This window comes from Promicromonospora umidemergens, from assembly GCF_024171995.1.
Classification (GTDB): domain Bacteria; phylum Actinomycetota; class Actinomycetes; order Actinomycetales; family Cellulomonadaceae; genus Promicromonospora; species Promicromonospora umidemergens.
Genome location: NZ_JAMTCT010000002.1, coordinates 205,758 through 218,491, shown reverse-complemented (window position 1 = coordinate 218,491; position 12,734 = coordinate 205,758). Strand labels below are relative to the sequence as shown.

Sequence of the window (12,734 nt, the reverse complement as noted above, 5' to 3'; positions counted from 1 at the left end):
ATGAAACCTGAGAAGAGGCGGACTGTGACTTGTTGCTACGGCATTCGCGGATCGCGATCTCGACTGGCACTGTAGGTCACGTTCTCCGTTCCCCACTCTTCGGGTAGCGGCACCGCCGGTCCTCTCTGTCATTGAATCAATCGCTCGGGCGGACGCACGGTCCGTTTTGGATCACATCCGGTGCGAGAGTGTCGATGCGCCAATCCGACGGCTGACGATTCCTGCCCATGGTCTTTGTGTGCTCCTCGTGGGCGATCAAAAGGTGTATGGGTTCTCTAGCTTCTGGAAGGGAGTTCGAGCATGATGAATGCGGAGTTGTGCCTTGTTGAGGTCAGTGGAAGTGAAATGTCGGGCGGAGTCGCAGTGTTGGAGCCGATACTCGCCTCCGTGAGAGACGGCGTGTCGGAACGCTTGTCGCGTGGTTTCGCCAGTTCATGGCCGACACTGAATCTCTTCCTTACTGGTGACCAGTATTCGACGTTTCCTCCGCTCGGAAATGCCATCCTTGGTGGCAAGACAATTGCGCTCAATGAGCCGATGCAACTTCTTATGCTGCTCAAATCACGGGAGGTGGTTATGGTCCGCGAGGAGCTAAGCGGCGTAACATTCGAACAGTTGAGCGTGCGTAACGGCGAGCAGGTGGTCGGCCAGTTTGAGCACTCTTACCCGAATGACTCAATGCGCGAATTTGTGGAAGCGGTCCCTGGCCGTGTCTTGGAGTCCATGCGCGACGGGCTGAGTGCCCTTCAGGGATTCTATAATGCCATCAGAGTTGAGGAGGGATTCTGCGTGGCAAAACGTCTCTACGGGCACTTGTAGCTGAGGTGCGCCTCGGAGAGATTCCGGTCGTCGGTTGGTCCGGACTATTTCGGAACTGGCACTCTGTTACAGAGGCAAGGGCTGCTGGTGAAAAGGGCCACCGTCGTCTCGCCCGGTCAGTCGAGGATCAGCATGTCGGCGACGAAGGCCGTTACCGCGCCGTCGCGGTCACGTCCCACCCGCACGGGGTATGACCCGTCGCCGTATCCGGCGTGCCACATCACCAGACCGCCGTCGTCGACGGTTCCGTGCCAGCCCTCCAGGGCGGCCGAGACCTCCCGGGCAGGTTCCGCCACGGCGGGGATCGCCTCGACATCGGTGAACGACGCAGTGCCCGTGTCGACGCTGACCCCGTAGAACTCCCCGTCGTCGAGGTCGATCTCGTGCTGGTCCTTGCGCAGTCCGAGCTCCCAGGACTCGACGGGCTCGTCGGACACGACGATGCGGGCGCCCGCGACCGTCTCCCAGTCGTTTGCCAGGTTCTGGGCGATGCTCAGCTCCACGGGGTAGGTGCCCGGTGCGACCCGCGCCGTCAGCGCTCCTTCCCAGGCGGGGAGCTCCTGCGTCAGGTAGTCCGGGTCGGTGGCCAGGAGCCGGACGGAGGGGAGCCGGAGCTTGCCGGCGTCGACCAGCTCGATCTCCACGGGGTCGCCGGACTCCCGGGCACGCGCACCCGGCGTGAACATCGCCTCCAGGTCACCGGGGCGCAGCGGATGACCCGGTGCCCACGGGACGCCGTCGTCATTGTTCGGGAGCGTAGGTGTTCCGACCGTGCCGGACAGGTCCGCGCCCTTGATACCTGCGATGGCGAGCACGTCGTGCCAGGAGCCGAAGTCGGGACGGTCAGCACGCGGCCGGGAGATATCGTCGGGCGTCTGGAACGAGCCCCCGTAGTCCAGAACGCAGGCCGCTCGACCGTCCCGCCCGTAGGCCACCGTCCGCACCATGTGCTCCTCGGAGGTCGTGCCCGTGATCGGCTCACCGTCGGTGTGGGGCAGCAGGAAGAGCGACTCGTCGTCGACCCGGAACGCGTCCCTGGAGGTGACGTGGCCCGCGTCGTCGAGCACGTCGACCTCCGCACGGCGCTCGTCCCAGGCGACGCGGATCACGCCCCGTGCGTCTCCCTTCGTGTGCAGCACGGCCACGTAGGGGAGCCCGGCCGTGTCCCGATCGCGCGCCTGCGCAGGGTTTAGGGTGCCGACCAGACCGTCGTCCCAGCCCAGCGCGTATGTCGCGGCCAGCCCCGTGGGCACCGGACGCCGCTCTGCTGCGCAGGGCTCCCCACCGGGCGAATCAGGAATCTCCGGGAAGACCGGGTGCGACGGGTTCTGGCCGGGTGCCCCGGCATTGCTCCAACCGAACCTGGCGCGGGCGGCGTCGCTGACGGCAGGGAGTACGGCCGCCAGCACGAAAGGTGCCGACAAGGACCGAACACATGACCACGATCGTCCTCAGCCGTGACCGCCGCTCATTTTCATGGGTCGGAACTGTGCAACTCGGGCGACCGGTGGCGACCATGGCGCCGGGCTCGAACCGCGGCGCTGGCTGAGAACGGACGTCGTACCGGTCCGCGGTGCCCCCAGGTCCCCATAGCCACAGGTCGGCGTCGCGCTTCCCAGAGGGGTTGTTCAGGTACCGGCGTACAGGTCGATCCAGACCTGGTCAGGGGAGCACCATTCGGCGTCGCCATGGCTGATGACCACCCGGGTGTGTGCCGCTGGCACCGGTACGAGGATCTGGCCCTCGGCGTCACCGATGCTGAGTGAACGGGTCGGGGTCTCGAGCGTTGCCTCGACGACGACCGCGCGGTGCGGCGTGGTGTCCTTGTCGGGTCGTGCGATGTGCATGGTCGTGACGGCGGGACCTTCCTGTCCGTTCGCCCAGTCGTATTCCTGCGCATGCCGCACCATGACGTCCAGGCCTGTCGGGGTGGTCGTCACCGGCACGTCAGGGTCGACGTCGACGACGTCGCCGTGGACCGGGTCGTACAGGAACGCGACGCCCCAGCTCCAGGCGCGGGTGTGCGAGATGGTCTCGGGAACCCGCTCCAGGGCGCGATCCAGAAACTGCCCCGACCCGGCTAGGGCGGAGTCCGCGCCGGGCTCGGTGCTCAGGTCCAGGGCCCGCCGGAACCACGACGCGGCGGCGGGGAAGGCAGCGGCGGCGTAGTGGGCCAGCCCGAGATGCTGGGCGAGGATCCCCTCGGGCGGCTGGTACCGGTGCTGTTCGACGAGTTGCTCCAGGACGGTGATCGCCGCCGCCGGATTTCCCCGGGCGCCGATCACGTCCGCCGCAAGTGCTCGCAGCCGCCAGGTCGGGTCGTCGGACACGAGCGGTTCGAGCAGCTCGGCCGCCCGGCCGGGCTGCCCCGACCAGAGTTCTATCAGCACCTCGACCGCCGGGTCATCGGCATGGGCCTGCCGAAACCCGGCCTCGTCGTCGAGCACGGGGACGAGCGTGTCGGGGTCGATGTGCCAGCCTGGCCTGACGTCGATCATCTCGTTCGCCTCGGTCATGGCCGCGATTCTGCCCGACGATGTAACGCTGGCTCGACCCGTTCGGCCCAGCCCAGCACGGCCCCCTGAGCCCGTCACCGTAAGTTAAGCCCGTGCACCGCATCTCTTCGCCATGGATCCGCCGTCTGCTCGCCGTGCTCGGGGTCTCCCTGCTGGTCACGGCCTGGTCGACGCCCGCTCGCGCCAGTACCGACGCCCCCGCCCTCGACAAACCGGCGGCCGCGTACGTCGGTGACTACGTCGACCGCCACGGCCTGCCCGGGGCCGCCTACGCGGTGGTCAAGGACGGCGAGGCGGTGACGGTCGGCGGCGCGGGCGGTGTCTCGGCCGACACCCCGATGCCCGTCGCCTCGGTGTCCAAGTCCATCACCGCCTTCGCCGTCCTCCAGCTCGTGGACCGCGACCTGGTGGAGCTGGACGGGCCCGTCACGGACTACCTGCCGTCGTTCTCCGTGGGTGGGGTCGATCCCGGCGACATCACCGTGCGGATGCTGCTCGACCACACCTCCGGCCTGCCGAACCCGATGATCGTGCCCGCCACCGGCGACCTGGCGTACGACGTCGGGCACATCGCGCAGCTGACGGTCGCGTCGTCCCCGGGCGCCACCTACCGGTACAGCAACCTGAACTACTGGACCCTGGCGTACCTGGTCGAGATCGTGTCGGGAGAGGCGTTCGACGCCTACCTGCACGACGAGGTCTTCGCCCCGCTCGGCATGCACGACACCCGCGGGTTCGTCACCTCCGGTGGCTCGGAGGTCTTCGACGAGGGCCATGTGACCGCCTACGGGACGAGCCTGCGGATCCCCGAGATGGCCGGCAGCGTCGTCGGCTCCGGGGGAGTGGTCAGCACCGCGCGCGACATGACCCGCTGGCTGGGGATGCAGCAGCGCGGCGGGACCACCGAGCAGGGGGATCGGCTGCTCTCGGCCGAGCTCGTGAAGGAGTCCCACACGGTGCAGCCGAACGCAGGGACGTACGGGCTCGGCTGGCAGCACACGTCTACCGCCGAGCCGCCGCGGGTGGGGCACGACGGTTCCCTGACCCGGTGGAGCGCGCGCGTCGATCTCGTGCCGTCGAGCGGGTACGGCGTGGTGGTCCTGCTCGACAGCTATACGCCGACGTTCCAGCACCCGTTCGAGATCAGCACCGGCCTCATCGAGCTCACCGAGGGGCGGACACCCGATCCGGGGGCTCCGACCGCGACGATCATCGACCTGACCCTGGCCGGGCTCACCGTGCTCGTGATCGGGCTCGGAGCTCGCGGCGTCCTGCGGAGCCGGCAGTGGGCGGGCTCCCGGGCGGGCTTCCCGGTGTGGCGGTTCGCGCTGCGCCAGCTCCCGCAGGCCATCATGCCGGTCCTGGCAGCGGTCCTCTTCCTCGGGCTGACGGCAGGCCGCGACAACCCGGCCACGCCCGTGGACGCGTTCGGGCTGTGGCCTGCCGCGACGACGCTCGTGCTGGTCGCCGGGGCGGTGGGCGTCCTGCTCATCGCGGTGCGCACCGCGCGATGGCGGCGTACGCGGCCTGCGGGTCGCTCCGTTAACCCGCACCATCGCGGGTGAAAATCCGGGGGTGATCCGGGGGTAAGGTGCTGGGCACCCTCGGCGCACCGGAGCGCCCCGTCACGACCAGGAGTCACCGTTGACCGCACCCACCCCTCACTCCGACGTCGAGAACACACCCCCCGAGCGCTTCGTCAGCGGCGATCCGTACGCCCTGGACGCCGCGGCGGTGAAGGAGCCGCCCGTCGGCTGGCGTGCCTCCTCGAAGTTCTTCGGGCCCGGCCTGATCGTCTCCGCCTCCGTCGTCGGCGCGGGCGAGCTCATCACCGCGACCTCGCTCGGCGCCCAGGCGGGCTTCGTGCTGCTCTGGCTGGTGTTCGTCTCGACCATCGTCAAGGTGGCCGTCCAGATGGAGATGGCGCGCTACTCCATCGTCACCGGCGAGGGCGGCATGGAGGCCTACAACCGCGTCCCGCCGCGGATCGGCCGGGTCAGCTGGGTCTTCCTCATGTGGGCGCTGATGGCGATCAGCAAGCTGATCCAGACCGGAGGCCTGATCGGCGGCATGGCCGCGGGCCTGTCGATCCTCCTGCCCCTCGGTCTCGGGCCGCTCTCGCCGGCCGCCATGGCGATCTGGGCGGTCGTCGTGACGGTGATCGCGATCGCGAGCCTGATCGCGAACCGCTACGGGCTGATCGAGAACGTCGCCACCTTCCTGACCATGGCGTTCGTGGTCGTCACGGTCCTCGTGGTCGTCGCGCTGCCGTTCAGCGACTTCGCCTACTCCGCGGGCGACCTGGGTTCCGGGCTCAGCCTCCAGCTGCCCATCGGTGCCGTCGGCATCGCCCTGACGATGTTCGGCCTGACCGGTGTCGCGTCGGAGGAGATCACCGCCTACACCTACTGGTGCCTCGAGAAGGGGTACGCCCGGTGGTCCGGACCGAACGACGGCTCCGAGGGGTACCGGCGTCGTGCTCGCGGCTGGATCGCCGTCATGCAGAAGGACGCGCTGGTCTCCTGGGTCATCTACACGGTCTCGACCGCGGCGTTCTACGTCCTCGGGGCAGCGGTCCTGCACCCGCAGGGGCTGTTCCCCGAGGGCAACGAGATGATCCTGACGCTGTCCGAGACCTTCGCGGGCGTCTTCGGCGAGACCGGCCGGATCGTGTTCCTGATCGGCGCGCTGGCGGCCCTCGGGTCGACGATCTGGGCGGCGATCCCGTCGTGGTCGCGGTCCTGGGCCAACGCGCTGTCCATCGTCGGCGTCTTCGACTGGTCCGACAGCCGCGCGCGCAACCGGTGGATGCGGGTGTTCATCGCCGCCCTGCCGACCGTGTGGCTGCTGACCTTCCTCTGGATCAACTCGCCGCTGGTGATGATCATGATCGGCGGCATCGCGGGCGGCATCTTCCTCGCCGCGGTCGCGGTCTCCGCGCTCTACCTGCGCAGCCGCATCGAGCCGGAGCTGCGCGGAGGACGTTTCATCCACGTCGCGCTCGTCGTCAGTGCTGTCGCCATCATGGCGCTCGGGATCTACTCCGTCGTCACCACGGCGGCCGGCTGATACTGCCGTGCAGACGACACGTATACGCCTGCGGCGTCATTCCACGGGTTGGCTGACCTCGATGCGCTCGGCGACGATGATGGACTCGCCGGCGAACTCCCCGAAGACCTCCGCGTCGTAGGGAATCGCGTAGTCCTCCTGGAACTCGCCGAGCGAGAGCCGTCGGACGGTTCCGGTGACCCCGACCAGGGTCTCGTCCTCGACGAGCGCGTCGGTCACGTCCAGCCCCAGGTCGACGAAGTCGGTCGACGGGCTCATCACCAGGACCGACGGTTCCAGCACGCCGGGGTCGCCGATGAGGAACGCGCCGGGGTCGAGGATCTCCAGGACCACCCCCTGGACGGTGACGACGCGCCCTCCGAGGCCTGGTTCGCGCTCCTGGTCCTCCTCGCCCTCTGGTATCTCCGCCTCGGCGACGTCCTCGACGGTCACGTTCTCACCGGGGGCGGGGGCCTCGTCGCCGCATGCTGCCAGCGGCCACACCATGGCCACCAGCAGCATTGGCACCAGGAGCCGTCGGTTCCTCGTCGTCGACATGGTTCTCTCACTTCCTCGGCGTCATCGCACTTCGATGCTGCACCGTCGAGCGCGGCCACGCATCTGGGTACGGGCCACGTCGCCAGGACACCGACAGCCGCGCGGACGCTCCGGAGTGACGCGTAGTGACGTGTACCACGAAGCTGGGTTTCACCCGTGGCTTGACGCGGGTCCGCGAGCGATTAAGTTAGGTCAGGCAAACCTAACTTGCGCTCCGCCGTCCGCTCCGGGCGGCGTTCCTTTCGTCTCTACGATTCGTCTCTACGAGGAGCCTTCCGCATGCCCTCACGCCTGCCCGCAGTGCCGCAGCCAGTGACCAGCCCGCCATCGTCCGGTGCGCGCCACGACACGACGGCCCTGTTGCGCGGAGCCACCGCGAGCACCTATGCGGACACGGTCCGTGCCGTCGCCGACGACGTCGCCGCCCGGCTCGTCTCCGTCACCCAGCCCTTCTCCGGCGCCAGCCGCCCGGAGCTGCAGGGGCTCGTGGACGCCGTCGACCTCGACGGCCCGCCGTCGGGCACGCGGGAGGCGCTGCGCGAGGCGGCGGACCTGTACGCGCGGCACGCGATCTGGTTCCACGAACCCACCTACACGGCGCACCTGAACTGCCCGGTGGCCCTGCCCGCCGTCGGGGCGGAGACCATGCTGGCCGCCATCAACACGTCGGTGGACACCTACGACCAGTCCACCGTCGCCACCCTGATGGAGCGTCGCCTCGTGGAGTGGACGGCGGGCCGCATCGGGTTCGCGGTCGGCGGGGGAGACGGCGCCGACGGCGTCTTCACCTCTGGCGGCACCCAGTCCAACTTCCAGGCGCTGTTCCTGGCGCGCGAGAAGGCCCGGCGCGCGGGCGTCGCCCTGGAGTCGATGCGTATCCTGGCGACGGCGGCCAGCCACTTCAGCATCGCCAAGTCGGCGCTGCTGCTCGGTCTGCCCGACGACGCCGTGGTCGCCGTCGGCGTGGACGCCAAGGGCCGCATGTGCCCCGATGCGCTGGGGGACGCGCTGGTCGACACCGAGCGCACCGGCGACACGGTGATCGCCGTCGTCGCGACCGCCGGCACCACCGACCGCGGCTGCATCGACCCGCTCGGCCCGGTCGCCGACCTGTGCGACGCCGTCGGCACCTGGCTGCACGTCGACGCCGCCTACGGCTGCGGCCTGCTGGTGAGCACCACCCGCCGCCACCTGCTGGACGGCATCGAGCGGGCCCGCAGCGTGACCATCGACTTCCACAAGTCGTTCTTCCAGCCCGTGTCGTCCAGCGCGCTGATCGTCCGGGAGCGGCGCGACCTCGCGCCGGTGGCCTGGCACGCCGACTACCTCAACCCGCGCGAAGAATCCGGGGAGCCGACCCCTGACATCAACCAGGTCGACAAGTCGCTGCAGACCACGCGCCGGTTCGACGCGCTCAAGCTCTGGGTCACGCTGCGCGCGCTCGGGCCCGACGGCGTCGGCGCCATGGTCGACGCCGTCTGCGACCTGGCCGCCGCCGTGCGCCACGACCTCGCCACCGACCCCGACTTCCGGGTCGTCGGCACCACCGACCTGTCCACCGTCCTGTTCCGCTACCAGCCGGACGGGCTCGACGCCGAGCGCGCGGACGCCCTCGTGCCGCAGGTGCGGCGCGTGCTGTTCGACTCCGGCCGCGCCCTGGTCGCCAAGACCGTCATCGACGGCCGCCCCTGCCTCAAGCTGACGCTGCTCAACCCCGACGCCACGCTCGCCGACATCCGGGGCGTGCTCGAGCTGGTCCGCTCCGCCGCGCACGGCCTGCTCGCCGGGGAGGCCCTCGCCGGCACCGACGAGCCACCGTGCCGCGACGTGCACCCCCGGCTCGCCCGCACCGAAGGAGATGCCCGATGAAGACCTACGACCTCCTCGGTATCGGGATCGGACCGTTCGGCCTCGGCCTCGCGGCGCTCGCCGAGCCGCTGGACGACGTCGAGGCCGTGTTCCTCGACCAGCGGGACGGCTTCTCCTGGCACGCCGGGATGCTGATCGAGGGGACCACCCTCCAGGTCCCGTTCCTGGCCGACCTCGTGACGATGGCCGACCCGACCTCGCAGTACTCGTTCCTGGCCTGGCTCAAGGCGACCGGGCGGCTCTACCAGTTCTACATCCGCGAGTCCTTCTACCCGCTGCGCGCCGAGTACGACCAGTACTGCCGCTGGGTGGCCGACCAGCTCCCGGCCCTGCGCTGGGGGCGGCAGGTCACGAGCGTCGTGCGGGTCGCCGACCCGGGCTCCCCCGGCGGCTACCTGTTCGAGGTGAGCGCCGAGACGCCCGGCGGCGTCGAGAAATACTGTGCCAAGCGCCTCGTACTCGGCACCGGCACGCAGCCGCGCCTGCCCGCTCACCTCCAGGGCCTCGACGGCGCGGGCCCCGTGGTGCACACCAGCGACTACCTGCCCCGCCGCGCGGCGCTCGCGGCGGCCGGCTCCGTCACGGTGGTCGGCAGCGGGCAGTCCGCGGCCGAGGTCTACCGCGACCTGCTGGACGGCTGCGGCACCGGCCCGGGGGAGCACCGGGTGGACTGGGTGACCCGCTCGCCCCGGTTTTTCCCCATGGAGTACACGAAGCTGACGCTCGAGATGACGTCGCCGGAGTACACGGACCACTACGTGGGTCTGCCGATCGAGCAGCGGGACGTGCTGGGCCGCGAGCAGCGCAACCTCTACAAAGGCATCAGCGGCGACCTCGTCGACGACATCTACGACACCCTCTACCGCAAGTCCGCCCTGGGGGCGGAGGTGCCGACCACGCTCCTGTCCGACACCGAGGTGGTCGCCGCCCGGTTCGACGCCGACGGCGCGGAGGGAGCCGGCGAGTACGTGCTGACCCTGCGCCACGCCCAGCTCGGCCGGGTGGCGGAGCACCGCACCCGCGCGATCGTCGCCGCGACGGGGTACGCCGCGTCCGTGCCCGAGTTCCTCGCGCCCGGCCTGGTCAACCTCGACCACCGCGGCCGGTACGCCGTCATGCGCGGCTACACCGTCGACGACGACCGCCGGATCCACGTGGTGGGCGGCGAGGAGCACACCCACGGCGTCACCGCACCGGACCTCGGGTTCGGCCCGTGGCGCAGCTCCGTGATCCTCGCCGACGTCACGGGGCGCGAGCCGTACCCGGTCGAGCGCCGGATCGCGTTCCAGCAGTTCGGCCTGCCCGCCGCGCAGGGAGATCCGCAGGCCGAGCCTGCTGCGCGGGCCGAGCCTGCTGCCCAAGTCGAGCCCGTCGAGACCGACGACCTGGAGGTGGCCCGGTGAGCGCTCCCACGACCGCGCACACGTTCACCACGACCACCCGCCTCGGCGAGGTCACGCTCGAACCGGTGGTCCCGGTGCGCGACGCCGGGCTGGTCCAGGGCTGGCTCTCCCACCCCGCCGCGTCGTACTGGCAGATGGCCGGGCTGCGCGTCGACGAGGTGCGCGAGTACCTGGCCGGCGTCCAGGCCGGTCCCCACGAGGCCGCCTGGCTCGGCCGCCTCGACGGCGAGCCGGTGTTCCTGACCGAGACCTACGACCCGGCCCGTGTCGTGCTCGCCGACGTCCACGACGCCCGGCCCGGCGACCTCGGCATGCACCTGCTCGTGGCCCCGCCCGCCACCCCACGGCACGGCCTGACCGACGCCGTCATGACCGCCGTCATGCGCTTCTGCCTGTCCGGCGAGCGGGCCGCCGGAGGGCAGGCCGGTGGAGGGCAGGCCGGCGCGGGCCTCGGCGCCACCCGGGTCGTCGTCGAGCCCGACGTCGGCAACCGGAAGATCGCCGCCAAGAACGCCGCCGCCGGGTTCCGGGTGCTGCGCGAGATCGACCTCGGCCGTGGCGCGCACGCCAAGCGAGCGGCCCTGAGCGTGGCCACGCGCGCCGACTTCGCGGCCTCCGCCCTGGGCGGCGGGCCGCTGCCCGGCTCCAGCATGCTCGCCACCCACCTGACCCCCGAGCACATGGAGCCCGCCCACCGGCACCTCGTGGCCAAGACGCTCGCCGAGCTCGCGCACGAGCGCCTGTTCCAGCCCGAGCCGGACGACGCGGCCGGAAGCCCGCCGGACGGCTACCGCCTCGCCCTGGACGGCGTCACCTACCGGTTCACCGCCCGCCGGTACGCCCTGGAGCACTGGGTGGTCGACCCGGCGTCGGTCCGCCGCACGGCCACCGCCGGCATGCGGGGCGACGTCGAGCTGCCAGTGGACGCGCTGGAGCTGATCGCCGAGCTGCAGCCCCTGCTCCAGGTGCCCGACGCCCTGCTCGCGACCTACCTGGAAGAGCTGTCCGCCACGCTGGCGGCCGCGGCCGCCAAGCGGGAGCGCGAGACCGACGGGCACACCCCGTCGGTGCGCGGCCTGCTCGAGGCGCTGCGGACGGCGTCGGGCACCCGTGCGGTGGCCGAGTCGTTCCAGCAGGTCGAGGCCGCCATGTCCGAGGGGCACCCGGGCTTCGTCGCGAACAACGGCCGCATCGGCTTCTCGCTGAGCGACTACCGCGCCTACGCCCCCGAGCGGGGCAGGCGCATGCGCCTGCTGTGGCTCGCCGCCCGCCGCGAGCACACCCACCTCGCGCTCGCCGCCGACCAGACCGAGACCGGCCACTACGGCGCCCCCGGCCGGCTCGGCGAGCTGTCCGACGCCGAGCGCGCGGCCTTCGCCGACCGGCTCGCCGCCCGCGGCCTGGAGAGCGCCGACTACCTCTACCTGCCGGTACACCCCTGGCAGTGGGAGCACCGCGTCGCCATCACGTTCGCCGCCGACGTCGCCCGCGGCGACCTCGTGCCGCTGGGCCCCGGGTCGGACGAGTACCAGCCCCAGCAGTCGATCCGCACCCTGTTCAACCGCACCCGGCCCGAGCGGCACTACGTCAAGGTGGCGCTCGCGATCCAGAACATGGGGTTCCTGCGCGGCCTGTCACCGGCCTACATGCGGGCCACCCCGGCGATCAACGACTGGGTGGCTGACCTGGTCGCCGGGGACGAGACCCTGCGCGGCACCGGGTTCAGCCTGCTGCGCGAGGTGGCGTCCGTCGGCTACACGGGCGACGTCTACCACCGCGCTCCGTCGAACAAGGCACAACCGAACCCGCACCGCAAGATGCTCGCCGCCCTGTGGCGCGAGTCGCCCGTGCCGCGCCTGGCCGCGGGGGAGCGGCTCGTCACCATGGCGAGCCTGCTGCACCGCGACGCCGCCGGGACCTCGTTCGCGACCGCCCTGGTCCGGGAGTCCGGCGTCCCGGCGGAACAGTGGCTGCGCGCCTACCTCGACGCCTACCTCTACCCGCTGGTGCACTGCCTCCTGCGCTACGAGCTGGCATTCATGCCGCACGGCGAGAACCTCATGCTCGTGCTCCAGGACGGCGTGGTCCGGCGCGCGATCATGAAGGACATCGGCGAGGAGGTCGTCCTGCTCGGCGACCGGCCCCTGCCCGACCGGGTCGAGCGGATCCGGGCGGTCGTCGACGACGACGAGAAGGCGCTCGCGATCTTCACCGACGTGTTCGACGGCGTGCTGCGGCACCTGTCCGGCATCCTCGCCGAGGACGGGGTGCTGGCCGAGGACCGGTTCTGGGCGCTCGTGGCCGAGACCATCGACCGGCACGCCGCCGAGCACCCCGGCCTGTCCTCGGGCGTCGACCTGCGGGCCGCCCGCTTCGCGCACTCGTGCCTCAACCGCCTGCAGCTGCGCAACACCCTGCAGATGGTGGACCTGACCAACCAGTCGGAGTCCCTGATCTACGCGGGTACCCTCGCCAACCCGGCCGGCCGACAGGCAGTGCGGTGAACGGACCGGTGAACGGA

General features: G+C 70.7%; 9 protein-coding genes. 6 read left to right on the top strand and 3 right to left on the bottom strand.

Annotation, left to right across the window (positions count from 1 at the left end; all coding sequences use genetic code 11):
- Positions 1–300: 300 nt before the first annotated feature.
- Positions 301–819 (top strand): DUF1877 family protein, encoded by a 519-nt coding sequence (locus APR04_RS04530; protein ID WP_253868210.1) that lies wholly within the window; start codon positions 301–303, stop codon positions 817–819.
- 116 nt (positions 820–935) lie between these two features.
- Here APR04_RS04530 and APR04_RS04525 read toward each other — a convergent pair whose 3' ends face one another.
- Positions 936–2,243 (bottom strand): DUF4241 domain-containing protein, encoded by a 1,308-nt coding sequence (locus tag APR04_RS04525; protein ID WP_253868209.1) that lies wholly within the window; start codon positions 2,241–2,243, stop codon positions 936–938.
- Positions 2,244–2,447: 204 nt separating this feature from the next.
- Complete coding sequence (locus APR04_RS04520; RefSeq protein WP_253868208.1) at positions 2,448–3,335, bottom strand: tetratricopeptide repeat protein; 888 nt, start codon at positions 3,333–3,335, stop codon at positions 2,448–2,450.
- Between the two features lie 92 nt (positions 3,336–3,427).
- Here APR04_RS04520 and APR04_RS04515 point away from each other — a divergent pair, with 92 nt between their 5' ends.
- Both APR04_RS04515 and APR04_RS04510 read left to right on the top strand, forming a co-directional pair.
- Positions 3,428–4,900 (top strand): serine hydrolase domain-containing protein, encoded by a 1,473-nt coding sequence (locus APR04_RS04515; RefSeq protein WP_253868207.1) that lies wholly within the window; start codon positions 3,428–3,430, stop codon positions 4,898–4,900.
- Between the two features lie 79 nt (positions 4,901–4,979).
- Positions 4,980–6,404: an Nramp family divalent metal transporter gene (locus APR04_RS04510; protein ID WP_253868206.1), complete on the top strand. Its 1,425-nt coding sequence runs from the start codon at positions 4,980–4,982 to the stop codon at positions 6,402–6,404.
- Between the two features lie 36 nt (positions 6,405–6,440).
- Here APR04_RS04510 and APR04_RS04505 read toward each other — a convergent pair whose 3' ends face one another.
- Entirely contained in the window at positions 6,441–6,941 is a 501-nt protein-coding gene (locus APR04_RS04505; protein ID WP_253868205.1) for a hypothetical protein, read from the bottom strand.
- 279 nt (positions 6,942–7,220) lie between these two features.
- Here APR04_RS04505 and APR04_RS04500 point away from each other — a divergent pair, with 279 nt between their 5' ends.
- Genes APR04_RS04500 through APR04_RS04490 form a run of 3 tightly spaced genes read left to right on the top strand, consistent with a single transcriptional unit; the run spans position 7,221 to position 12,717 of the window.
- Entirely contained in the window at positions 7,221–8,810 is a 1,590-nt protein-coding gene (locus APR04_RS04500; protein WP_253868204.1) for a pyridoxal phosphate-dependent decarboxylase family protein, read from the top strand.
- Positions 8,807–10,213, top strand: a complete 1,407-nt coding sequence (locus APR04_RS04495; RefSeq protein WP_253868203.1) for a lysine N(6)-hydroxylase/L-ornithine N(5)-oxygenase family protein — start codon at positions 8,807–8,809, stop codon at positions 10,211–10,213. Before APR04_RS04500 ends, APR04_RS04495 begins: the two co-directional genes overlap by 4 nt.
- Complete coding sequence (locus APR04_RS04490; protein ID WP_253868202.1) at positions 10,210–12,717, top strand: GNAT family N-acetyltransferase; 2,508 nt, start codon at positions 10,210–10,212, stop codon at positions 12,715–12,717. Before APR04_RS04495 ends, APR04_RS04490 begins: the two co-directional genes overlap by 4 nt.
- The last annotated feature ends 17 nt before the right edge of the window (positions 12,718–12,734 follow it).